Genomic DNA, 23,457 nt, shown 5'->3' on the forward strand with positions numbered 1-23,457 from the left:
CCTGCGCTTCAGGCCTTCTGGGTTTTGCGAAATGCTGTTGGTGCGAAGCCGGTGGCGCGCAAAAATTGCCGGCTGAAAGCGCTCTGATCGCGGTATCCGGCATTCATGGCGATTTCAATGATCGGTTTTTCGGATTGCAGCAATTCGCGGCGTGCAAAATCAAGGCGTTGTTTTAACACCCACTGCCCGGTCGTGAGCCCAAATATATGACGCATACGCCGGTCGAGCTGGTAGGGCGACATTCGACCAACAGAAGCAAGGGTTTTCAAATCCGGTGGATCGCTTAAGTTTTCATCGGTATACTCAATCACGGTTTTTAGTTGTGCGTAATCTTCATGATTTATATCCGGCGCACGCAAATCCTGTGAAATACCGGTTAAGCCTGCGAGTGCTCCATTGTCGCTATGCAAAGCGCGCTTGTTTGTCATGCACCAGCCGATCGAGCGGTTTGGATAGATATGAAGTTCAAGCTGATTAAGGATCGGCTCTCCTGTTTCGAGCACCGCCTGATCCTGTTTTTCGTAACCTGCGCCAAGCGAGGCGCCGAGTACCTGAGAGGGGGTCTTGCCGATGAGATCGTTTTTGCGCTGCGCACCGGACCGGCGCACCAGCGTATCGTTAACGACGATATATCGCCCGGTTCGGTCTTTGATAAAAAAGACAACATCGGCCAGGCAGTCAAAAAGCGCCTCTATTGGTCCACGTTCCTTAATAATCACGAGAAACTCCGCCGCTCGCTACATGCTAAACAGTCTTCAAATTGTGCAAAAAATCAAGTCTTGAGTGAGGTTTGGGCCAAGACGGCGGGTGACACGCGGGATAAAAGAAGCTGAACGACCTGTGCGCCCGCGAGGAGATCAGAATGGCTGAAAATTCAAACGTATTTTCCGGTTGCATGCCCGCGTTAATGACCCCTTGCGATGCTAACGGTCGCCCGGATTTTCATGCGCTCGCCAGTAAGGGTGAGGAACTGATAGCCGCTGGCATGAGCGCGGTTGTCTATTGCGGTTCCATGGGCGACTGGCCGCTTCTGACAGATGAGCAACGCATGAATGGCGTGGCGGCGCTTTGCGACAAAGGCGTTCCGGTGGTGGTGGGTACTGGTGCGCAAAACACGCATCGCGCCGCGGCGATCGCAGAACACGGCGCCAAAGCCGGTGCTGCAGGGTTGATGGTTATACCGCGCGTGCTTTCGCGAGGCGTTTCTCCAATCGCTCAGTATAACCACTTCAAAGCGATCCTCAGTGCTGCACCGGACCTGCCTGCTGTTATCTATAACAGCCCTTATTACGGATATGAGACCAAGGCGGATCTTTTCTTCAAGGTTCGCGCAGAGCATTCTAGTCTAGTTGGCTTCAAAGAGTTCGGTGGAGCGCAATCGCTCAGCTACGCAGCAGAACATATTACGTCAGCCGATCCCGATCTGATTTTAATGGTTGGCGTAGATACGCAAGTCTTCCATGGTTATGTTAATTGCGCCGCCGGCGGCGCCATCACCGGTGTTGGCAATGCGTTGCCGCGCGAAGTGTTGCGGCTTGTGGAACTTTGCGAGCGTGCGGCGGCAGGCGATGTGGTAGCGCGCCGGAATGCGCGTGAACTTGATAACGCCTTGAACGTCCTTTCCACCTTTGATGAAGGGCCGGACCTCGTACTCTACTACAAGCATCTGATGGTGCTTGAGGGGAATCCGGAATACGCACATCAGCTTAATTCAGCAGACCAACTAAGCCCCTCTCAGAAAGCTTTTCTAGAGCAGAGTTGGCGCCAGTTCCGCGAATGGTGGTCAGCCTGGCCGGGCGCCAAGGACTGAACGTTCGCTTGTGCGTGTAATTGATTCTCATACTGGCGGAGAGCCAACGCGGATAATTATCGAAGGCGGTCCCGACCTTGGGGATGGGCCGATATCGGATCGCCGCGCGCTTTTTGCTGAAAAATATGATCATTATCGTACAATGTGCGTATGTGAACCGCGATGTTCTGATGCGACGGTCGGGGCGCTTCTTTGCGACCCCGTGGATCCAACCTGCACGGCAGGCGTTATATTTTTTAACACGGCCGGATATCTAGGCATGTGCGGGCACGGCGTTATTGGGTTGCTCGTCACTCTTGCTTATCTTGGTAAAATAAATCCAGGAGCACACCGCATTGAAACACCTGTGGGGATTGTGACTGCGGAATTACTTACCGCAAACAAGGTGCGGCTGGAAAATATTGAGAGTTACCGATTCCGTAGCAATGTGACGGTTAATGTTCCCGGACTCGGCGCTGTCACGGGGGATGTCGCTTGGGGCGGTAACTGGTTTTTTTTGGTTGACGGAACGCCGCTGGCGTTGTCGCTAAAAAATGTTTCGGAATTGACGCACGTGTCCTCCAAAATTCGCCGCGCGCTTTCCGACGCAGGCGTTACGGGCAAAGGCGGCGCCGAAATAGACCATGTTGAGTTTTTTCAGGACCCGCCGGAAAGCGATGCTGACAGCCGCAATTTTGTACTCTGTCCCGGCGGCGCTTATGACCGTTCGCCGTGTGGCACTGGGACCAGTGCAAAGCTCGCCTGTCTCGCTGCAGATGGGAAGTTAGACCCGGAGGAGATCTGGGTTCAGGAAAGCATTGTGGGAAGCCGCTTTGCAGCATCTTACCGGGTAGGCAAGGGCGGTGGCGTTATCCCATCGATTACAGGAGAAGCGTTTGTTTTCGGTGAGACGCAATTAGTCTTTCAAAATGATGATCCGTTCCGGTTGGGGATTGCATGAGCCAGCAGTACACGGGCGGGTCTGTTATTGTCATTGGCGCCGGGATTATCGGGATCGCCTGTGCACATTATCTTGCAGCGGAGGGGCGCCAGGTAACAGTTATTGATAAAGGATCAGTCGCAGATGGCTGCTCTTATGGAAACTGCGGCCATATTTTACCAAGTCATGTATTGCCGTTGAATTCACCAGATGCAATCAAAAATGGCGTTCTGTCATTCTTTAATGCGAGCGCGCCTTTTCGGATAAAGCCGCAATTAAAGCTTTCGTTCGTCAATTGGATGCTGCAATTTGCAAGATATTGTTCGCAGCAAAAGATACTAAAGTCTGCTGCCAGACTGAAAAGCATCCTTGATTCATCGTTTCAAGAATTTGAATCGCTATTGGATGGCGGCGTTGTCGATTGCGAGTGGAACAAGTGCGGGACGTTATATGTCTATCATTCGCAAAAAGCGTTTGAATCTTTTGAGAAGAAAAATGACCTTTTGACTAGAGAGTTTGGCGTTTCCGCGAAGAAAATCAGCGGCAACGATCTTGCAAATTTTGAACCTTCGCTGAAAAGCGGATTGGCGGGAGGATACTTTTATGAACAGGATGCAGTGGTTCATCCCAGCCGCCTTGCAACCGTTTGGGCGCGTCAGCTACAAAACGATGGCGTAGAATTTATCGAAAACTGCGAGGTTACATCACTTGAAAAGCAAGGTAACCGAATAAAATCAGTGATTACATCTAAAGGGGTTTTTAAAGCTGATGAGGTCGTGCTCTCCGCCGGTGCTTACAGCCCTTCACTTGCGAAAGAATTCGAGTGTGCAATTCCAGTCCTTCCAGGAAAAGGTTATTCACTCACCATCGCGCGGCCTGGCATATGTCCAAAAATGTCGATGGTTGCGCCGGAGAATAACGTTGCAATCACGCCGTTTGAGGATGGCTTGCGTCTTGGCTCGATGATGGAGTTCGTCGGGTTTAACGCAGAACTTCCGGCATTCAGAATGCGCCAGTTAGAAGAATGTGGAACAACCTATTTGCACATGGATAAGCCTGTCATTTATCAAGAAGAATGGTTCGGTTGGCGCCCGATGACATGGGACAGTTTGCCAATTATTGGTCGAGCGCCGAATCTCTCAAACGCTCTTATCGCTACCGGCCATTGTATGATGGGCCTGATGTTGGCGCCGGCTACGGGCAGGCTTGTCGCGGAAATGATTGGTGAACGACCAACGCATATTCCTAGCGCGCCATTTTCGCCTGCGCGTTTTAACTGACGAAACTATAGAACAGACCACTGGAGGCAATGATGTCGATATTTCAAAACTATATTGATGGACGCTGGGCGTCGAGTGACGCCGCGACAAAGAACATAAACCCATCAAATACTGATGATATCGTTGGTGAATATGCCCACGCCGATAAAAACCAGGCAGATGCGGCGATCGCTGCCGCTGTTGAGGCAAGCAAAAGCTGGCGTTATAGCGGCATTCAACAGCGTTTCGATATTCTTGATACGATTGGTTCCGAAATACTGGCCCGTAAAGATGAGTTGGGCCGGCTACTCGCGCGCGAAGAAGGAAAGATATTGCCGGAGGCAACGGGTGAGGTAGTCCGTGCAGGGCAAATCTTCAAGTTTTTTGCTGGTGAAGCGCTCCGTGTTCAAGGCGAGCATCTCAAGTCAGTAAGGCCGGGCGTCGAGGTGGAAGTCACGCGTGGGGCAGTGGGTGTAATAGGCATTATAACGCCATGGAATTTTCCGATCGCGATACCGGCTTGGAAGATCGCGCCTGCGCTTGCCTATGGGAACACGGTTGTTTTCAAGCCTGCGGAACTTGTGCCGGGAAGCGCTTGGGCGCTTAGTGACATCATTGCAAGATCAGGCCTGCCCAATGGAGTGTTCAATCTTGTTATGGGGAGTGGCCGTGAAGTCGGGCAAGCGATGCTGGATGATCGGCGCATCGATGCAGTTTCCTTCACTGGCTCCGTCAATACTGGCGGCGTTGTAGCAGCCTCCTGCAGCAGGCGAGGTGCAAAATACCAGCTTGAAATGGGTGGTAAAAACCCGCTGATTGTTTTGGCCGATGCGGATATTGACAACGCTGTCGCCTGCGCGCTGAACGGAGCCTACTTTTCTACCGGTCAGCGCTGCACAGCGTCGTCGCGTCTGATTGTCGTGGCGCCTGTTTATGACCAGTTTATCGAGGCGCTGAAATCCAAGGTCGAAAACCTAATTGTTGGTGACGCCCTAGCTGATGGAACCCAAATCGGGCCGGTCGTTGATCAGCGTCAGCTTGATCAAAACATTCGCTATGTTGATATTGGCAAAGAAGAAGGCGCCGAGTTGCTCTGTGGTGGTGAATTGTTGGAGCGCGAAACGCCCGGTTTTTACATGACGCCGGCGCTTTTCACGGAGACCAGCAACAAAATGCAGATTAACCGGGAAGAAATTTTTGGGCCCGTGGCGAGCGTCATCAAAGCCAGCGACATAGACGAGTCGATCTCGCTCGCCAATGATACGGAATTTGGGCTTTCCGCAGGCATCTGTACTACGTCGCTTAGCGCCGCGACGAAATTCAAACAGGAATGCCGCGCTGGCATGGTGATGGTGAACTTGCCGACCGCTGGTGTCGATTATCACGTGCCTTTTGGAGGCATGAAAGGTTCGAGCTACGGCTCGCGCGAGCAGGGTCGCTACGCCGCCGAATTTTATACAACAGTCAAGACAGCCTATGTTGGGGCCTGAGTTTTCTAGCTTTGTGTTGTGCCAGGGTTGTTGCTGCGTGTTGTGGATTTGACAACAATCTAAGCTTATAGCGGTTGTGCGAATGCTCGAGTCAGATCAATCGCATGGTTATACGGCTTCCGATCCTAGAAATGTAAGAATGAATGTCATGACGAGTAAAATAGCCCACAAAAACCGAAAAAAAACGCTCGCCGAGAAGGCGGACAAATTCGTCTGCTATCAAGAGTCAGTACAAAGTCCGGATGTCGATGTCGAGTTTTTCGAACAAGCCTATAAGGAAGCCTATGACGCAAAACCACTTTCTTTGAGGGAGGACTTTTGCGGCACGTTTAGCGTTTGCTGCGAGTGGGTGAAATCGCACAGAAAGAGAACCGCAGTAGGCGTCGACCTCTGCCCGACGACTCTTCAGTGGGGCCGTGATCATAATCTTTTTCGCCTTAAGCCCACTCAAAAATTACGCGTCGCTGTATATGAAAAAGATGTTCGTTCAGTTTCCGACGTCAAATCCGATATTCTCACAGCCCAAAATTTTTCGTTCTGGCTTTTCAAAACCCGTAAGGAAGTGATCGAGTATTTCAAGGCCGCCTATCAGAATCTGAATGATCAGGGCGTCATGATTATGGATATGATGGGAGGCGAAGAAACATATATTGAAAATCATACCGAAAAACGCGTTATTACCAAGGGTAAGAATGGTTTCAGCTATCATTGGGAACAAGCAAGATTTAACCCTGTCACTTCCGAGGGTACGTATTACATCCATTTTCGTTTTGCAGACGGCAGCAAACTAAAACGCGCTTTTGAATATAACTGGCGATTCTGGACGATTCCCGAGGTGCGTGAAATGCTGGAGGAAGCAGGGTTTTCCAAAAGCCTTGTGTATTGGGAAACAGAAGACGAAAACGGCGACGACACTGGCGAATGGGAAGCAACCGAAGAAGCGCCCAGCCATCCGAGCTGGCTTTGCTACATTGTCGGGGTCAAGTGACGATGACTTTCTGTTTAAGTAAAACTTAGACAACTGTGCTGCTTCAGTTAGCATATGATAGCGCTTCGTCGCGACACGAACCGCCTTGACGTCAGTGATTAGACAGAAAGGAATGCATGTGCTGCTAGAATGGGTAGTGCGGTTTTTCAGTGTTTATTGTTATCCATTTTCGCTCGGTGAATGCGTCAATACCTGCAGCACCGCCAAAGCGTCCGTATCCTGATGCGCCAACACCCCCGAACGGCATTTGCGGTTCGTCATGTACTGTTGGACCATTGACATGACATATGCCGCTTTTGACGCGGCGGGCTATTGCAAGGGCGCGGCTGGCGTCTCTGCCAAATACAGCCGAGGATAATCCGTATTCGCTGTCGTTGGCGACGCGAATGGCCTCATCTTCATCGCTAACGCGAATGATTGATAATATCGGGCCAAAGCTTTCCTCGTGATAAAGCCGCATGTTTTGCGTAACGTTGTCGACTATTGTGGCTTGCATGATGAGGCCATTTGCATGGCCGCCGGCTATCAGCGCTGCGCCTTTTTCTGTGGCGTCATCAACCAGGGCCTTTGCATGCTCAACAGCTTTGCAATCAACCATATGGCTAATCACAACCTGTTCTGTGTTTGGTCCTGACGGTAGTGCAACTGCACGGGTGGCCAGTTTTTCAACAAATTGATCCGCACATGTTTGGTCGACAATGACGCGTTCAGTGGACATGCAAATTTGACCCTGGTTAGCATACCCGCCGAATATGGCGGCATCGACAGCAGCGTCGATGTCCGCATCGTCTAGTACGATTAAGGGCGCCTTGCCGCCAAGTTCCAGTAATACCGGTTTCAAAGCACGCGCACAGGTCTCAGCGATTATTCTGCCGACCCGCGTAGAGCCGGTGAAGTTTACCCGCCTGACAGCGGCATGTTCGATTAGGGCGGCGACGATTTTACCGGCATCCTCCGGCGCATTGGAAATAACGTTGATCGCGCCCGCCGGCGCGCCTGCATCCTGCACCGCCTTGCCGATCATGTAATGCACGCCGGGACAAACTTCCGACGACTTCAAAATGACTGTGTTGCCGCAGGCAAGCGGTGTTGCAATTGCGCGCGCGCCCAAAATAATAGGTGCGTTCCAGGGAGCGATGCCAAGAACAACTCCAGCAGGCTCGCGAACCGCCATCGAAATAGTGCCGGGGCGATCGGAAGGAATGACATCGCCATTAATTTGCGTTGTGATAGCGGCTGCTTCTCTAAACATATTTGCGGCGAGCATACAGTTGAATGCAGCCCACGGCGCTGTCGCACCTGTTTCGGCCATCATTTGGGTGACAAAATCTTCTTTTCTCTCGTCAATAATCTCCGCAGCTTTTCGTAGAACTTCCCTGCGCGCATTGGGTCCGTATGAAGACCATAATGAAAAAGCGCTCTGTGCAGCGTCTGCGGCGGAGACGGCGTCATCTATAGTTGCTGCTGCAGCTCTTGAGATTAACTCGTCAGTTTCTGCATTTATGCGTTTGAAGATGGCATTGTTAGAGGCAGGTTTTTCTTGCCCGCCGACCAGTAGTGGAAAATCCATCGTTTGAGTCTCAAGCTGAGTTTTCAGGCTGCGCACTAGGCGGCTGTATTCAGACTAATACAGATATATTCGGCTGGCGTCATCTTCACGACGAGCCTCCAATGAGGGTTTTTCGGTACTTTAGTTATATAATTGATTTCGCTAATTGGCTATTTGCTTTCGTGATAATCAAAGGCAATGCGTGTGGTAACGAGATCATCGTTATTCGTGCACGTTTGCTCTATCCAATCCTATGGATTTCGCCGCTTGAGTAAGCCGCTCAAACATTGGTGTTTTTATTGGCTCGGAATGACGGCTTGAGGCGTTCCAAGGCATAAAACCAGCCAGATTGAAGCATTTTATTTTTATTGCGTTCACAAAAGCCAAGCCTGCTTGTCACGAAGCTTTATCGCTGCAAACCACCGGCTCATGAGCACGTAAACCCGAGTTAGGTGGGCGTGGTTCTTGAGGTGCTGTCATTTGCAAAAACATTCACTAGTGATTTTTTCATTGCATGAAGGAATATAGTATGACTATATAGCGTTGAGAGGGCACGTATAACTAGATCCAAAAACATTCACACGTGAATGCTTGTTGGGAGGGGCCAATGCTTCCAAAAATTCAGAAAAAACAACTTCTTGCCTGTGTTTCCATATTTGCGGTGCCCGGGGTGAGCGCGCATGCCGCAGATGAAATCGTTGTCACGGCGCAAAAGCGTGAACAATCGCTTCAGGACGTACCGATTTCCGTGACCGCCGTTACGGAAGACGACTTAAAAGCGCGCGGCGTTATTACGCTCGAAGATTTGCAGTTCATGGTGCCGAACGTATCGGTTACCAATGAATTCCAGACCGTGACGCCGAAATTCTCTATCCGCGGTGTTTCCTCAAATACACGCAATATTGGCTTTGAGTCCGGCCTTTCGGTTTATATTGACGGCGTTTATACAGGTCGGCCCATCGGTCAGAGTTTCGATCTGACAGACGTTGGGCAAATCGAAGTTTTGCGCGGCCCCCAAGGCACGTTATTTGGTAAGAACAACACAGCTGGCGCGATAAACGTCATAACGAAAAAACCTGGCGAGGAAGTCGCTTATAATCTTGTGGGCGAAGCAGGCAATTTTGGTCTTTACCGCTTTTCAGGCGATGTCTCAGGGCCTTTGTCCGATACACTAGGCGCCAAGTTGGCGCTTTATACGACGCAGCGCAATGGAACAGTCGAGAACGTTTTTGATGGTACAGATCTTAACGACATTGATTCTCTCGGAGGGCGCGCAGGGCTTTATTGGACGCCCTCGGATGATTTTGAGGCAAGCCTGGTTGTTGACGCTTTCCGTGACCGTCGTGCGCGTGCGTTTCCAGAGCCGCTGGACGGCGATCCGCTTGCGACGACTGGTCCGCGAACTGTAAACATAGATCTAAACGGGCGTGAAGACCGGGACTCGTTCGGGGCCGCGCTTAATCTCGAAAAAAACTTTGATTCTGGTCTCTCTCTAACCTCGATATCGGGCTATCGTAAAACAATTATCGATAATCAGTTTATCGATAATGATGACACGCCAGCGCCCGCTATTGCTGTAAATGGCTGGTTCGAAGAAGCGGAACATTTTTCCCAGGAAATTCGTCTGGCTTCAGACGCAGGCAGCTCGTTTGATTGGATATTGGGCGGGTATTACTTCTACCAGAAAGTGAATAGCGAAAGGCCAATTGTTGTATTTGGCTTTGACGGGAACTCTATCGGTGAAGTTGTGACGAACAGTTATGCCGGCTTTGGGCAGGTTAATATTCGCCCGGTAGACCGGCTTACTGTCACAGGCGGCGCCCGTGTTACTTATGAAAAAAAGGAGCTAAATAATTTCACGCAAGACATCATGATTTTGTTTCCATCATTTGGTCCTCTTCAGGATGAAATTGATGAAACCAACTTTTCACCGATGGCGGCGTTAACTTATGAACTTTCCGGCTCGTTAAACGTTTACGGCACCTATTCGAAAGGCTTTAAAAGCGGCGGTTTTAATGTCGATTATATAAGCGATGCATCTGACCTGTCGTTTCTATCAGAATCAGTCGGCAATGCTGAGGTAGGTTTGAAAGGCAATTTCCTTGAGGGTGATCTTACGTTTGCTGCCTCTGCCTTTCAAATGAAGTACGACGATCTTCAGGTGCTTACCCTTGATGATATTTCTGGAGGCTTGACGGTCCAGAACGCGGTGAAAGCAACCATTAAAGGCTTAGAGTTTGAATTCAGCGCGAGGCCTGTGCAAGGCTTTGAGATCGTAGGCGGTCTTGGCGTGCTCGACGCCACATATGATGATTTCCGAAACGCTGATGCGATGGGCAGTGATTTTACCGGAAATGAGCTTCCGGACGCGCCAGGGCTGACGGCAAACGCTGCCGCGCAGTACACGCACGAACTTGGCGGCTCCGGATCTCTGTTCGGTCTTGTTGAATGGAGTTATCGTGATGAGCGGTACTCCTCAGCCAGCAATACAATCGTCACGCAGGCCGAGGATATTTCCCTTGTGAACATGCGTGCTGGTTATCGTTCGCCCGATGAGCGTTGGGAATTGTCAGCGTGGGTAAAAAATCTTGCTGATACTGATCGCATCGTATTTGGATTCGCCAACCCGTTCTCAGGCGCTATTGCCGGAACCTATAATGATCCGCGCACATGGGGTGTAACGCTCCGTGTCAGCGGATAAGGCAAGCTTAAAAAGCTTTTGCGGCCTGCGAAAACAACTCCGTCAGGCCGCACAATTTTCAAGGGTAAGATACGAACAACAATGAGTGGTCATTTTTCAGAATCGGTCACTGATGCGCACCAAAAATTTGTAGCCAGCGCTGAGGCTGCAGGTGCTGAGATAGAGCTCCGGCGGCATCCGCTTAAAGGCCCGTCTGGAGAAGATTTGTGTATGGCGGCGGCCCGGCTTGGCCCGGCTTCTGCGCGGCGCGTGTTGCTTGTTAATTCAGGTACGCACGGTGTTGAGGGGTATGCCGGGTCCGCTCTGCAAATTGGTTATTTAGATTCATTTGATGCTTCACGTTTGCCTGCCGACGCCGCAGTTTTGCTGGTTCATTTAGTTAACCCTTGGGGTGCGGCATGGGACAGGCGAGAAAACGAAGACAACATAGATGTGTTTCGCAATTTTGTTTATTCCACGCCGCCGTTCCCCGACAATCCCGAATACCGTTATCTGGATGATGCTATAAACCCGTCCTCATGGACTGATGACACGCTGCGTAGAGCGGATGAGAAAATCAAAGCGTATATTACGGCTCATGGGAAAGACGCTTTTATCGCGCTATTTCGTCAAGGTCAGCACTTCAATGCTAAAGGCTTAACCTATCATGGCAGGGGACCTTGTTGGTCCAAGCAGACATTTGATTCCGTTGCGTACAAAATGATTCCTAATGTGCAACTTGGAGTTTGTGTTGATATTCATACTGGCTTTGGCGATTTCGGTGACGGTTTGGTCATTATGTATCGCAGCCAAGGTAAAGAACGCATCGAGTTTTCCAGGCACGTTTATGGCGAAGTATATATTGCTGGCGATGATGCGCTCATACCGCAGCATGGAAGCATGCCATATGACATACTCAGTCACGCGCCATTTGCGCAAATCCATTGCGTTGGGCTTGAGTTTGGCACTTATGACTTGATGCAAGAGATAGATCTCTTTCGTCGCATCAATTTCATTTTTGCTTATGAGGACCCTCTACGCCGAGAAGCAGAACTGGCGCGTGGTAAAATGCGAGAGCTTTTATACCCTGCTTCTAGTGAATGGCGTTCGTCAGTGCTTGCCCGCGGCAAAGAAGTATTGAGAAATGCGGAACTTGCGGTCGCAAGCTGGGACGGGGCTGCGTGATGAGGGTCGAAGTCGACGGAATTCGTATCTTTTTTGAAGTCGCAGGGTTTTCTTTGGAAGCAGATGGTCCTGAGTTTCGTAAGCGTCCAACGCTGGTAGCATTGCATGGCGGCCCAGGTTGGGATCATTCCGCCAGCCGTGACGCGCTCGCGGTACTCTCCGAGTTTTGTCAAGTGATTTTTTATGACCACCGCGCCCACGGCCGTTCTGATGGGTGGGAAGATATCAGCCGTCAGACACTTGATCAGTGGGGTGACGATGTGGCGGCGTTTTGCGATGCATTGGAAATAGAGAAGCCTTTCATATTGGGCACGTCATTCGGTGGTATGGTGGCGCAAAGTTATGCCGTTCGCCATCCCGATCATGCATCCGGCGTTATCCTGAACAGTACCTCTGCAAAATTTGTTCTTGATGATGTCTGCGAAACTTTTCGCAGAGTTGTGGGTGAAGACGCCGAGCATATAGCGCGACAGGCGTTCACCACCGGTACGCCAGAATCGCTTGAGCGATACTATGAGCGATGCCTGCCTAAATACAGTACTGACCCCATGCCGCCAGATAAAAAGGCGCGGATCATTTACAATGAGGAATTGATCCGGCGCCTTTTATCCCCTGGAGGGGCGTTACGGCAGATGGACTTCCTTCCTAAGCTTGGCTCTATCACCTGTCCGGTGCTGGTGCTTGGCGGTAGAGACGACCCTATTTGTCCGCCCCAAGCGGCTACCGCGATTGCGGAGGCGATCGGAAAAAATGCAGAGCTTCATATTATTGAGGGATGCCGTCATGGGATTGTGCAGGAAAATCCCGAAATTGGCGCAGTCTTAGTCAAAGATTTTCTCGACCGCGTATTCAGTCCGCGCGCATGAAACGAAACAGGAGTTAGATTTGTGAAGACCTCAGGTGGTAAAATTAGCGCATTGCCCACAAAGCGCGGCAAGTCAGGCCCGTCGCAGCCTCAACAGGAGCGAAGCGCAGAAACGCGTCAGCGTCTTATTGAGGCGACTATAGAATGTTTTGCTAAATACGGTTTCAGCGACACCACAACTTCATTAATTGCAAAAACGGCAGGCGTAACGCGCGGCGCCTATCTCCATCATTTTGGCTCTCGCGAACAGCTTCTCACAGAAGCGTTCGGGCATCTTCTTAACAATGTCATGGGAGAATTGGAAAAGCGCATCATCGTTCTTTTCCAGGAAAACCGGCAAAGTGAAATTCTCGATGAGATCTGGAAAGCAGGCTTTGAAGACTGGCTCTATCCCGGTTTTGAACTTCTATTGCATTGTCGTCACGACCCCGAAATGCGCCGCTACTGGATGGCGCATTCTGCAAAGTTTCTTGTGTGGCGGCGGCGTATTTTCAGCAACCTGACTGATGGTGAAGTGCAGGAAGACTCCGACATGATGCACTTGGCGGACGGCTTTCTGGACCTTCTTCGAGGGATGGCTTTGATGGATGTTGTTCGCACTAAAGCGACAACCCGGGCGCAGCTTGATTTCTGGCGCGGCGTATTCGAGCGGGAAGTCGCCCATATTCTCAGTAATTCGCAAAACTCCAAAACTAACAAATCCGACAACGTAGAGAAATGACCGCGCTCGGAAGCAAACAAGCCTACCCGCCGCCGGCCCAAGCCTGGAGGGCGGCAATAATACTGAGCGTGCTCTACACGATTTCAAATGTAGACCGTCAGGTAATCGGCTTGTTGCTGCAGCCTATCAAAGACGATTTGCAGGTTGGCGATACAGAGATGGGGTTGCTTGGCGGCTTTGCGTTCGCGATTTTTTATACAGTTATGGGTCTGCCGATTGCACGCCTCGCAGATAAAACCAGTCGGCGTGCTGTTATTTTTGTCGGCGTCGTATTTTGGAGTGTGGCGACAGTCTTTTGCGGTCTGGCGCGAAATTTCACACAATTGTTTATTGGTCGCATAGGTGTTGGCGTTGGCGAGGCTGCATTATCCCCCGCTTCGTACTCATTGCTGTCTGACTATTTTCCGCCGTCAAAACTTGGCCGCGCCATGAGTGTTTATGTTCTTGGTGCTGCAACCGGTTTTGGGCTCGCCTATTTCGCAGGAGGCGCGCTTTACGGTTATTTTGCAGGCTTGGGCTCTTTTCATATTCCAGTTGTGGGTGAAATAAAGCCCTGGCAAGCGACGTTCATCGCTGTTGGCGCGCCCGGAATTGCGCTCGCATTCCTGATGACCTTGATCAAGGAACCAGAAAGACGTTCTAGCTGTATTGCAGATGTAGGCGCACACACACCCACACCCACACAAGGGGGCGCACTCTTACCATTCCTGAAGGGGAATTGGAAAATTCTGGCAATGCACTTCGCCGGTATCTCAGGCTTCAATATCGCTGCTTATGGATTCAACTTGTGGCTGCCCGCACATTTTATCCGCGAATTTGGGTGGTCGCCGGCGCAGGTTGGCGTGACGTTTGGCGGGTATTTTCTCATTCTTGGCGTGGCGAGCATATTAATTGCTGGCCGATTAGCGGACCAAGTGAAAGTCGGCGAGGGCAGAGTCGTATCTTATTTTCGATTGATGGCGTTGTGGACGTTGATTTCGGTTCCATGTCTTGCGTCGGTTGCGCTCGTGCCAACAGCCGCTTTGGCGATGGTGGTATTGGCGCCATGCCTGTTTCTTGCGGCGGGTCCTACGGTTTTTGCGCCGGCAGTACTTCAGTTAATTGCGCCAAACACAGTGCGAGCGCAGGTGTCTGCTCTTTATCTGTTTGTTGTCAACATAATGGGAATTGGTCTCGGGCCGTTACTCATTGGCCTTATCACTGATTTTGGTTTTGGGGACCCGGCAATGCTGAAGTGGTCAATCAGCATTGTTTGCGGCGGAGGCGCGGCGCTCGCCTTCATCTTTTTGTTTGCAGGCGTGCGGTTGGCGAGAAGGTCTTTTCAAATAGAAGACGAGGCGGGCTTTGAAGGAGCGGTTGCGTCATGAAAAAGACCGTATGTGTAGGTGTTGGGTCTATAGGGCGAGCGTGGGCTGTCGTATTTGCAAAAGCCGGTCATGAAGTTGCGCTTTATGACGCCAATGCTGATGTCCTTAATGAGGTTAAGGAGCGAATTGAATCGACATTAGGTGACCTGGAGGCTGCGGGCCTTCTGCATGACGCGCACTCGGCGATCAACAATATTCGAATAGCTGAAACTCTCGAAGATGCTCTTGTTGACGCCGTTTATGTTCAGGAAAGCGTACGCGAACTGTTGGAAGTAAAACGAGCGACATTTGAAGAAATTGCATGTTACGCACCTGAAGATGCGATTATAGCAAGTTCGACATCCGCTATCGCCGGTTCGCTTTTTATGGAAGGTTTACGGAATTCTGCGAATTGTTTGGTTGCGCACCCAACTAACCCGCCTTTCTTGACGACTCTTACAGAGCTGTGTCCAACCTCCTCTACCAGTATTGCAACACTGAAAGCTGCGAAGAAATTTCTCACCGGCTGTGGCCAAGCAACCGTTACTCTAAAGAAAGAAATAACCGGGTACGCACTAAACCGACTACAGGCCGCCGTTGTAGCTGAGGCGCTATATCTCGTCGGTGAGGGGTATCTGTCAGCGCCGGACCTTGATGATGTGATGACGCGCGGGCTGGGTATGCGATGGTGTTTCATGGGACCGTTTCTGACGGGGCACCTAAACGCGCCAACGGGTTACGCTCAGTATATGAATATGTATGGTGACGCCTACCGTAGTATAGTCCGGGATTTGCGCACTGATTATGAATGGACGCCACGTCTTTTCAAAAAAGTGCAGGATCAAATTGCTGGCGGTGAAGAGACGGCGGACGTTGCTAGTCAGCAAGCATGGCGAGATCGCCGTTTGATGCTCCTCATTAAACATCTTGAAGAAGCAGACCGTATTGAACCGAGAAAGGGGCAGATCTATGAAGCGTAAAGTCATTATTACGTGCGCGGTTACCGGCAATGCGCCATTTAACCCAAAGCATCCCAATTTCCCGGTAACGCCAAAGCAGATTGCAGAGGCGTGTATTGAGGCAGCGAATGCTGGCGCCGCAATCGTGCATATTCATGCGCGAGATCCGGAAACGACGCATGGCGTGTTTGATGTTGCCCTGTTTAAAGAGATTGTCCATCGTGTCCGAAGTAGCGGCGTCGATATCTTGATTAACTTATCGGCAGGGGGCGGGGCCTTTTTCTTGCCTGACCCAGAGAACGAAGCAGTTGGATTGCCGGAAAGTGATATGCGTGATGTTGAAGGCCGAATTGAACACTTGGTTGAGTGTCTCCCTGATATCGCCTCCATAGACGTAACGACTGGCAATCAGGTCGAAGGCGATATGGAGTTCGTGTATCTGAACACGACGCGTACTCTACGCGGCATGGCGAAGCGCTTTATGGAGCTTGGCGTGAAGCCCGAACTCGAAGCGTTCCAGCCGGGTGATGTTCTTTTTGCCAATCAACTTATTGAAGAAGGGCTCGTTGAAGGCACGCCAATGATGCAGTTCGTCCTTGGCGTAAAATGGGGTGCGCCATCGACACCGGAAACGGTCATGTACATGCGCAATCTTGCGCCGAAAAACGCAGTCTGGACTGCAATGGGGATTGCTCGTGAAGAATTTTCAACCGCTGCTCAGTCTGTTCTCCTAGGCGGCCACGTACGCGTTGGTCTTGAAGATAATCTCTATCTTGATCGCGGTGTCTTCGCCACCAATGGCCAGCTTGTAGAGCGCGCAGTTCGCATAATTGAAGATGTGGGCTGTTCGCCAGCTTCACCAAGTGAGGCGCGCGAGTTGTTAGGCATCTCAAAAGTTAGTGCATAATGGGAACCGGCAACGCGCAATCTGTTGTTATTACCGGCGCCGGGTCAGGGATTGGTCTGGCGACAGCGAAGCTATTTGCTGATAGGGGCGCTCACGTTCATATTTGTGACGTTAGCGAGAGCGCTGTTCGCGAAGTTCTAAAAAATGATTCTCGTATTACGGGCACCGTTTGTGATGTTGGCGATCCAGAAGGGGTGGCGCGGTTTTTCATTGAAGCGCTTGATGTAAATGGTTGTGTTGATGTCCTTATCAATAATGCAGGCATCGGCGGCGGTTCGGGGGTGGCGGAGGAAATCGATCTCGAAGATTGGGCGAATACCTTAAGAATTAATCTTTCCGGTTCATTTTACTGTATTCGTGAAGCGCTTAAACTTATGAAGCCAAAAGGCGCTGGCTGCATCGTGAATATCTCCACTGCGTCAGTCACGGTCGCACTCCCAAACCGTTCTGCTTACATCGCTTCCAAGGCGGGACTACAGGGCCTAACGCGAGCCTTGGCGCGAGAAGTTGGGCCGTTTGGAATTCGCTGTAATGCAATTCTTCCAGGCCTTATTGACAATCCGCGAGGACGAAAACTTGTTCAAAAATTTGCAGCGAACGCGGGAGAAACAGTTGAGGACACAGAAGCGCGATTTCTAAAATATGTGTCTATGCGTACATGGATCAAGCCCGAAGAAGTTGGCCGGGTCGCATGGTTTTTAGCTTCTGATGAGGCGCTTCATGTAAGCGGGCAGTGTATTGGCGTCTGCGGGAATGTAGAATGGGAAGAATAAAAACAAGGCGAGGCGAACGCCTTGATATTTGGGGGAAAGTAAAGTGACCAGACGTTTCTTGCAGGCGAACTATTATGCAGAACCAGGCCGTAACGATTCTCTTGACGTACTTCGCAACTTAATTCTGCTTGCGCTGCGATTAGGCGGAAAGATCGACTTGCCTGCGATAGAATGGCGGCTTTGGCGATCATTACGAGAGAATGACGCCAATTCCTGGCTGGTTACCGAAGAATATCAGAATGCAACTCATTGGGGGGAAGCTGAAGACTTTGGTGTTGATGACCCTGAGTTGCGTGCTGCCCTACAGGATGCTGATGACCAAGGTTTTTCACCACACGATATTCACCTCCTTATGGAAGCAAATAGATTGGGGGAAGAAAAGCATTCCGAAAGGTTGCAAATTGCAACATTCCCAAAAGGCATGCCGTCGGGCATTATAGATGAGTGGTTAAACGCGCGTTGTGATCATATTGCTAAAGCTTCCGGAGTACCGCCACTCGCGCGTGTATTTCAGACACGCGTTTCCGGGACTCGCTTTGGCCAAACGCAGATATGGCTCACATATGGTAACGGCATTGAGGATAACCTGACGGATAATTGTCAGGCGCCACGTTGCGAATATTTTTCTCGCGGATTTTAATCAGATGCGCTCCGGCTTGATTTAGAATGCTAGCAAGCCAGTTGGTTAACAATATTAACCCATCGTTGCGGCGATTAAATGGCGGCGTATCATTAAGTGGCGTAATATTCTGGCGGAAGTCACAAGCACCACGTCATTTTGAAGCCGCCTGACTGTTGCAAAAGCCTGCATATACGCTAGGCATGGGTGCATGTCCTCGCTTCCATCTACCTTTTCAAGCGAACATCAGGACTGGGCCGCAGTTGTAAATACTGCGGTGCGATTTCGCCGATCCCTACATCAAGATCCAGAATTAAGCTGGCAAGAAACCAAAACAGCCGCCGTCATAAGGAGTGCGTTGGATGCGCTTGGCATCCCGTGGAAGGCGTGTGCTGACACCGGGACACTAGGTTTTATAGCGCAAAATGCAAAAGGTCGGCGGATCGCGCTGCGTGCAGACATTGATGCGCTGCCGATTGTGGAACAAAGCGGGCGCGAATGGTGTTCAACAACACAAGGTGTGATGCATGCCTGCGGGCATGATGGTCATGCCGCTACACTAATGGCTACGGCTGCGTGGCTGAAACTTCATGAGGATCAACTGCCGGGACCTGTCACTTTACTGTATCAGCCAGCGGAAGAAGGCGGTCATGGGGCCAAGCGAATGATTGAAGATGGCGCGCTCCATGATGTTGACATGATTTTCGGCTGGCATAACTGGCCGGGGATACCGTTTGGAAAGGCTGTATGTCCCGACGGAGTTGTCATGGCGGGCAACGGCACGTTCAAAATTTCGCTTCTCGGCAAAGGCGGACACGCGAGTCAGCCGCAGGCCTGTCGAGACCCGGTCCTGGCGGCGTCAGCAGTGACGCTCGCTTTACAACAAATTGTAAGCCGGCGTTTGCAGCCACAATCTGCAGTCGTGGTCAGTGTTACTTCTATCAATGCGCCGAGCGGCGACACAATTATTCCCGACAAAGCGGAGCTAGGCGGCAGCATTCGGTTGGCGAGTGCTGCAGACCGGCAAGAAGTAAATGAATTGATCACGGAGATCGCAAAAAGTGCTGCTTCTGCTTATGGCGTTGAGGCAATCGTTGAGCACTTTTCGCGATATGATGCGACAGTGAACCATGCTGACGCTGCGGCGTTAATGCGTCAAGCGCTGCTGGATGAGCTTGGGGACGGCTGGAACAGTGCGGACACACCAATTCCTATAATGGCGTCCGAAGACTTCAGTTATTATCTCAAGGAGAGGCCGGGCGCTTTTGCGCTTATTGGCGCTGATGACGGTGAGCCAAATCACCGCGTATCTTGCCACAGTCCTGAATATGATTTTAACGATGGTTTGATACCTGTCGTGACAGGCGTTTATTCGCGTCTGGCTGGAATTTTGCCCGATAGAGGCAGAGACAATCAAGAATAAGGAGGCGATCATGGATGTGTTCGAGCAATGGGAATCAGATGTGCGCGGTTACTGCAGGATCTTTCCTACTGTGTTCAAGTCCGCCTCAAATGCACGTCAGGTTGATGAGAACGGCCGTTCTTACATTGACTTTTTCGGCGGCGCCGGAGTTTTGAATTTCGGCCATAATAATATGCGCATGAAAAAAGCGATTATCGAATTCCTGGAATCGGATGGCGTCGCACACAGTCTTGATATGTCAACAACTGCTAAACGTGACTTCATTGAAGCGTTTGTAGAAACGATCATGAAACCACGAAGCATGAACTATAAATTACAGTTTACAGGTCCGACGGGAACAAACGCCGTTGAGGCCGCGTTGAAAATCGCCCGGCGCGTCACCGGCCGGCGATCGGTCATTGCTTTCAGTCACGGATTTCACGGCATGACGCTTGGTTCTCTCGCCTGCACGGCTAATGACTATTTCAGGAACGCGGCTGGAGTGCCGTTGGAAAATGTAACGCGGCTGTCTTTTGGACACCCTCTGGATGGTATGGCTGAGGCTTACGCTGATAGTTCATCAGGGCTCGATCAACCAGCGGCGATCTTAGTGGAAACAATCCAGGCGGAAGGCGGGGTCAATGTTGCGACGCGCGAATGGTTGAAAGAGTTGCAACAATTCGCGAAAGATACAGGGGCGCTCTTTATTATCGACGACATTCAAGCCGGATGTGGCCGGACAGGCGACTACTTCAGTTTCGACGGCATGGGACTTGATCCGGACGTCATTTGTTTAGCGAAGGGCATAGGCGGCTTCGGCACGCCGCTGGCCATGAATATGATTAAGCCTGAACATGACAAACACTGGTCGCCTGGCGAACATACGGGCACTTTTCGTGGGCAAGGAATCTCATTTGTCGCTGGCCGTGAAGCGTTGCGGTATTTCGAAGATGGTTCATTTCTTGACGGCGTAAAAACAAAAGGCGCGCGCATGAATGAAAGGCTGCAAGATATCGCCAAGCAGCACTCCGTTCATTGGTTTGAAGTGCGCGGCGCCGGCATGATCCAGGGGCTGGATACAAAAGATGGCGAGCTGTCAAAAAAGGTTGTGGCGGCGTGTTTTGAGAACGGCTTGCTCATTGGCGGGTGCGGCACCGCCGGTCGGGTTCTGAAGCTTATTCCGCCGCTGACGATTTCTGACGACGATTTGAATGAGGGCATAGATATTCTTGAAAACGCGATCAACAAAGTTGCGGAGGCGGCATGAGACAGCGCGATGACATGACCTTCCCTATGGAAGAGTATGAGCGGCGTATTTCAGAGCTTAGAGCGCGCATGAGCGAGAGGCTCTTGGACGCAGTGATCATCTCTGATCCGGAGAACATAATGTATCTCACGGATTATCAGACGACCGGTTATTCCTTCTTTCAGGCGTTGATCGTGCCTTTGGATGGCGAGTGTTTCATGATCACGCGAAATATGGAGGAGTCCAACGTTCATGCGCGGACGTGGGTCGAAAAAACCCGGCCATATCCTGATAATGGTGATGCAATTCAGCGGCTCGTGGAGTCGTTGCGTGAATTCGGTCTGTGGGACGCCACGATCGGGTATGAGCGGAACAGTTATTTTCTTCCTGCTTACCAGCAAGACCGTATCCGAACCGCATTTACCAGCGGGCTGTTGATCGACTGTTTCGGCATCGTTGAGGAAGGACGTTTGTGCAAATCGCCCGCAGAAATTGAGGTGATGAAAAAAGCCGCTGTAGCGACAGAAGCGGGCATGCGCGCGGCTTACGACATGATTGAACCCGGCGTCACAGAAAATGAAATTGGCGCTGCAATAAGCCAGGCGATGTTTAATGCAGGCGGGGAGCCGCCGGCTGTCATGCCGTATGTCACATCCGGCCCGCGTTCGATGATCGGTCACGCAACGTGGGAAGGTCGCAAGGTTCAGCCTGGTGAGCATGTGTTCTTGGAGCTTGGCGGTTGTTACAGGCGGTATCACACGGCGATGATGCGCACCGTTGTGCTTGACGAGTTATCGCCAGCCATGGAAGTCGCCCAGTGGCGAATGATGGAATCGCTCCGGCAGGTTGAAGACGCCATTCGTCCCGGGCTGACGGTTTCCGATGCGGATAATATCATTCGCGACATCATCAACAGCGGCGATCATGGCGGGCATCTGATTACTCGCTCGGGTTACTCTATCGGCATTGCGTTCCCGCCGAGCTGGGATGAGGGCTATATTCTAAGTCTCATGCAGGGTGATTCCCGCATCCTGAAAGAAGGAATGACATTTCACATTATACCATGGATATGGGGTGTCGAAGGCGACAAGACCGTCGGCATCTCAGACACGATTTATGTCACCGAGGACGGATGCGAATCTTTTTTCACGCTTGATCGTGAATTTGTCGTACGTCCTGAAAAGAGTGCGACTGCGTCCAATGTTCATTCCATTTCTGGCGATGCTTAAGCCGCAAACAATCAGAGCAAATCACTTATGAAGTTGACTGCAATAAACCCTGCCAATGGTGAGGTAGTCCGTGAGACAGAAGCTGATAACGATGGCGCCATAGAAAATAAACTTGCAGCGGCGCAGCAGGCGTTTTCTGACTGGCGAGAGACGTCTTTTGCAGAACGCGCGGCTGTTTTAAAAAAAATAGCGGCGGATATGAGAGACCGCGTCGAAGAACTTGCACCGCTAATGACCGAAGAGATGGGCAAACCCATTCGTGAAGCGCGCGCTGAGGTCGAAAAGGCGGCCTGGTGCGCTGAGCATTATGCAGAACACGCGGAAAGTTATCTTGCGCCGCAAACATTGCCCTCGGATGCGACGCATAGCTACGTTCAACACCTTCCTATTGGCGCCGTTATGGGTGTTCTCCCTTGGAATGCGCCGTTCTGGCTGGCGTTTCGTTTTTGCGCGCCCGCATTGATGGCCGGAAATACGTGTTTGATGAAGCACGATCCGCATGTGCCGGGATGCGCCGAAGCGATCGCAGACCTTTTCGTTCGCAATAATGCGCCTGAAGGCGTTTTTCAGGCCTTGTTGCTTGAAACTGAACGTGTTGAGCGGGTCTTGCGCGACGATCGCATTAAAGCGGTCTCTTTTACCGGGTCATCGCGCGGCGGCGCGGCGGTGGCGTCTATAGCAGCCAGTGAGATTAAGCCGGCTGTGCTGGAACTTGGCGGCTCGGACCCAAGCATCGTGCTGGCGGACGCCGACCTTGAAAAAGCGGCGGAGATTTTAAAAGTCTCACGCATCATAAACGCCGGTCAATCCTGTATCGCCGCCAAGCGGTTGATCGTCGAGGCGCCGGTATATGATCAGATGCTTGCGTTGCTCACCGAAAAATTCACTGCGCTCAAGGGTGGCGATCCCGCCCTGGATGACACGGATGTTGGACCAATCGCGCGTGAAGACCTGCGAAACGAACTTCACCGCCAGGTTCAGGCGACGGTAGACAATGGCGCTCGCCTGGTCATGGGCGGTGAGTTGCCGGGTGCGCCGGGATACTTTTATCCGGTGACGCTGCTTGCGGATGTTGAGCCGGGCATGTGTGCGTTTGAGGAAGAAACTTTCGGACCGATTGGCGTTGTGATCCGTGCTGACGATGCTGATCATGCGCTTCGTCTTGCTAATGATACGGAATACGGCCTTGCGGCCAGCGTGTGGTCTACACCTGAACGGGGTGAAGCGCTGGCGCGAGAACTTGAAGCCGGCCAAGTAGCTGTCAACGGTATAGTCAAGACCGATCCGCGTCTTCCAAGTGGCGGCATAAAAAAATCAGGTTATGGCCGAGAGCTAGGTCCGCACGGCATTCATGAATTTGTCAACGCACAGCAAGTCTGGGTCGGTCCCGCTAGAGGTTAGATATCTGCTTGGAAAATATGGGCCAGGCTTGGCGACTCTTCTTGCCAATCGTAGTGTAATCAGCCGCAGCCAACGCACCAAAAAGTTGCATAACGCGGTTCGAAATTCG

At 51.3% G+C, this 23,457-nt stretch carries 20 protein-coding genes; 18 read left to right on the forward strand and 2 right to left on the reverse strand.

The features are described 5' to 3' along the window. Positions 1-8: 8 nt before the first annotated feature. Positions 9-719 carry an AraC family transcriptional regulator gene (locus PUV54_RS09155; protein WP_274491919.1) on the reverse strand — a complete coding sequence of 237 codons (711 nt, stop codon included), beginning with the start codon at positions 717-719 and terminating at the stop codon, positions 9-11. Between the two features lie 143 nt (positions 720-862). On the opposite strand from PUV54_RS09155, the gene PUV54_RS09160 reads away from it, so the two are divergent. The 5 genes from PUV54_RS09160 to PUV54_RS09180 all read left to right on the forward strand — a co-directional run bounded on the left by PUV54_RS09160 (position 863) and on the right by PUV54_RS09180 (position 6,466). Continuing rightward, entirely contained in the window at positions 863-1,810 is a 948-nt protein-coding gene (locus PUV54_RS09160) for a dihydrodipicolinate synthase family protein (RefSeq protein ID WP_274491920.1), read from the forward strand. 10 nt (positions 1,811-1,820) lie between these two features. Further along, a complete protein-coding gene (locus PUV54_RS09165) occupies positions 1,821-2,750 on the forward strand; it encodes a 4-hydroxyproline epimerase (RefSeq protein WP_274491921.1) in 930 nt (309 codons plus the stop codon). Further along, complete coding sequence (locus tag PUV54_RS09170; protein WP_274491922.1) at positions 2,747-4,009, forward strand: NAD(P)/FAD-dependent oxidoreductase; 1,263 nt, start codon at positions 2,747-2,749, stop codon at positions 4,007-4,009. Before PUV54_RS09165 ends, PUV54_RS09170 begins: the two co-directional genes overlap by 4 nt. A gap of 29 nt (positions 4,010-4,038) precedes the next feature. Next, entirely contained in the window at positions 4,039-5,478 is a 1,440-nt protein-coding gene (locus PUV54_RS09175; protein ID WP_420797873.1) for an aldehyde dehydrogenase family protein, read from the forward strand. 148 nt (positions 5,479-5,626) lie between these two features. Further along, positions 5,627-6,466 (forward strand): hypothetical protein, encoded by an 840-nt coding sequence (locus tag PUV54_RS09180; RefSeq protein WP_274491924.1) that lies wholly within the window; start codon positions 5,627-5,629, stop codon positions 6,464-6,466. A gap of 124 nt (positions 6,467-6,590) precedes the next feature. Here the strand turns inward: PUV54_RS09180 and PUV54_RS09185 are convergent, their stop codons facing one another. Next, a complete protein-coding gene (locus PUV54_RS09185; RefSeq protein WP_274491925.1) occupies positions 6,591-8,036 on the reverse strand; it encodes an aldehyde dehydrogenase in 1,446 nt (481 codons plus the stop codon). Positions 8,037-8,622: 586 nt separating this feature from the next. Here PUV54_RS09185 and PUV54_RS09190 point away from each other — a divergent pair. From PUV54_RS09190 to PUV54_RS09250, 13 genes are all read left to right on the forward strand, one after another. Further along, positions 8,623-10,716 carry a TonB-dependent receptor gene (locus PUV54_RS09190; RefSeq protein WP_274491926.1) on the forward strand — a complete coding sequence of 698 codons (2,094 nt, stop codon included), beginning with the start codon at positions 8,623-8,625 and terminating at the stop codon, positions 10,714-10,716. A gap of 81 nt (positions 10,717-10,797) precedes the next feature. Beyond that, a complete protein-coding gene (locus tag PUV54_RS09195) occupies positions 10,798-11,880 on the forward strand; it encodes a DUF2817 domain-containing protein (protein WP_274491927.1) in 1,083 nt (360 codons plus the stop codon). After that, positions 11,880-12,746, forward strand: a complete 867-nt coding sequence (locus PUV54_RS09200; RefSeq protein WP_274491928.1) for an alpha/beta fold hydrolase — start codon at positions 11,880-11,882, stop codon at positions 12,744-12,746. Before PUV54_RS09195 ends, PUV54_RS09200 begins: the two co-directional genes overlap by 1 nt. A gap of 21 nt (positions 12,747-12,767) precedes the next feature. After that, on the forward strand, positions 12,768-13,466 hold the full coding sequence (locus tag PUV54_RS09205) for a TetR/AcrR family transcriptional regulator (RefSeq protein WP_274491929.1): 699 nt from the start codon (positions 12,768-12,770) through the stop codon (positions 13,464-13,466). Beyond that, positions 13,463-14,833 (forward strand): spinster family MFS transporter, encoded by a 1,371-nt coding sequence (locus PUV54_RS09210; protein ID WP_274491930.1) that lies wholly within the window; start codon positions 13,463-13,465, stop codon positions 14,831-14,833. Before PUV54_RS09205 ends, PUV54_RS09210 begins: the two co-directional genes overlap by 4 nt. Next, the gene (locus tag PUV54_RS09215; RefSeq protein ID WP_274491931.1) at positions 14,830-15,792 is read left to right on the forward strand and encodes a 3-hydroxyacyl-CoA dehydrogenase NAD-binding domain-containing protein; all 963 of its coding nucleotides are present in this window, start codon (positions 14,830-14,832) and stop codon (positions 15,790-15,792) included. Before PUV54_RS09210 ends, PUV54_RS09215 begins: the two co-directional genes overlap by 4 nt. Next, positions 15,782-16,678 (forward strand): beta-keto acid cleavage family enzyme, encoded by an 897-nt coding sequence (locus PUV54_RS09220; protein WP_274491932.1) that lies wholly within the window; start codon positions 15,782-15,784, stop codon positions 16,676-16,678. The genes PUV54_RS09215 and PUV54_RS09220 overlap by 11 nt, the downstream gene beginning before the upstream one ends. Continuing rightward, positions 16,678-17,451, forward strand: coding sequence for an SDR family oxidoreductase (locus PUV54_RS09225; protein ID WP_274491933.1), 774 nt, complete (start codon positions 16,678-16,680; stop codon positions 17,449-17,451). Before PUV54_RS09220 ends, PUV54_RS09225 begins: the two co-directional genes overlap by 1 nt. 28 nt (positions 17,452-17,479) lie before the next feature. Then, positions 17,480-18,091: a hypothetical protein gene (locus PUV54_RS09230; protein WP_274491934.1), complete on the forward strand. Its 612-nt coding sequence runs from the start codon at positions 17,480-17,482 to the stop codon at positions 18,089-18,091. Between the two features lie 190 nt (positions 18,092-18,281). Further along, a complete protein-coding gene (gene doeB2 / locus PUV54_RS09235; RefSeq protein ID WP_274491935.1) occupies positions 18,282-19,493 on the forward strand; it encodes a N(2)-acetyl-L-2,4-diaminobutanoate deacetylase DoeB2 in 1,212 nt (403 codons plus the stop codon). 10 nt (positions 19,494-19,503) lie between these two features. Beyond that, complete coding sequence (locus tag PUV54_RS09240; RefSeq protein WP_274491936.1) at positions 19,504-20,739, forward strand: aspartate aminotransferase family protein; 1,236 nt, start codon at positions 19,504-19,506, stop codon at positions 20,737-20,739. Then, positions 20,736-21,947 (forward strand): ectoine hydrolase, encoded by a 1,212-nt coding sequence (gene doeA, locus PUV54_RS09245; RefSeq protein ID WP_274491937.1) that lies wholly within the window; start codon positions 20,736-20,738, stop codon positions 21,945-21,947. Before PUV54_RS09240 ends, doeA begins: the two co-directional genes overlap by 4 nt. Positions 21,948-21,974: 27 nt before the next feature. Then, the gene (locus PUV54_RS09250) at positions 21,975-23,348 is read left to right on the forward strand and encodes an NAD-dependent succinate-semialdehyde dehydrogenase (protein ID WP_274491938.1); all 1,374 of its coding nucleotides are present in this window, start codon (positions 21,975-21,977) and stop codon (positions 23,346-23,348) included. Positions 23,349-23,457 lie beyond the last annotated feature (109 nt).

Origin of the sequence: Hyphococcus flavus, assembly GCF_028748065.1 — a bacterium.
Taxonomy (GTDB): domain Bacteria; phylum Pseudomonadota; class Alphaproteobacteria; order Caulobacterales; family Parvularculaceae; genus Hyphococcus; species Hyphococcus flavus.

Coding starts and splice junctions, on each gene's coding strand:
- PUV54_RS09160 (WP_274491920.1), top strand. CDS start 863: ATGGCTGAAAATTCAAACGTATTTTCCGGTTGCATGCCCGCGTTAATG.
- PUV54_RS09170 (WP_274491922.1), top strand. CDS start 2,747: ATGAGCCAGCAGTACACGGGCGGGTCTGTTATTGTCATTGGCGCCGGG.
- PUV54_RS09175 (WP_420797873.1), top strand. CDS start 4,039: ATGATGTCGATATTTCAAAACTATATTGATGGACGCTGGGCGTCGAGT.
- PUV54_RS09180 (WP_274491924.1), top strand. CDS start 5,627: ATGACGAGTAAAATAGCCCACAAAAACCGAAAAAAAACGCTCGCCGAG.
- PUV54_RS09185 (WP_274491925.1), bottom strand. CDS start 8,036: ATGGATTTTCCACTACTGGTCGGCGGGCAAGAAAAACCTGCCTCTAAC.
- PUV54_RS09190 (WP_274491926.1), top strand. CDS start 8,623: ATGCTTCCAAAAATTCAGAAAAAACAACTTCTTGCCTGTGTTTCCATA.
- PUV54_RS09195 (WP_274491927.1), top strand. CDS start 10,798: ATGAGTGGTCATTTTTCAGAATCGGTCACTGATGCGCACCAAAAATTT.
- PUV54_RS09200 (WP_274491928.1), top strand. CDS start 11,880: ATGAGGGTCGAAGTCGACGGAATTCGTATCTTTTTTGAAGTCGCAGGG.
- PUV54_RS09210 (WP_274491930.1), top strand. CDS start 13,463: ATGACCGCGCTCGGAAGCAAACAAGCCTACCCGCCGCCGGCCCAAGCC.
- PUV54_RS09215 (WP_274491931.1), top strand. CDS start 14,830: ATGAAAAAGACCGTATGTGTAGGTGTTGGGTCTATAGGGCGAGCGTGG.
- PUV54_RS09220 (WP_274491932.1), top strand. CDS start 15,782: ATGAAGCGTAAAGTCATTATTACGTGCGCGGTTACCGGCAATGCGCCA.
- PUV54_RS09225 (WP_274491933.1), top strand. CDS start 16,678: ATGGGAACCGGCAACGCGCAATCTGTTGTTATTACCGGCGCCGGGTCA.
- doeB2 (WP_274491935.1), top strand. CDS start 18,282: ATGTCCTCGCTTCCATCTACCTTTTCAAGCGAACATCAGGACTGGGCC.
- PUV54_RS09240 (WP_274491936.1), top strand. CDS start 19,504: ATGGATGTGTTCGAGCAATGGGAATCAGATGTGCGCGGTTACTGCAGG.
- doeA (WP_274491937.1), top strand. CDS start 20,736: ATGAGACAGCGCGATGACATGACCTTCCCTATGGAAGAGTATGAGCGG.
- PUV54_RS09250 (WP_274491938.1), top strand. CDS start 21,975: ATGAAGTTGACTGCAATAAACCCTGCCAATGGTGAGGTAGTCCGTGAG.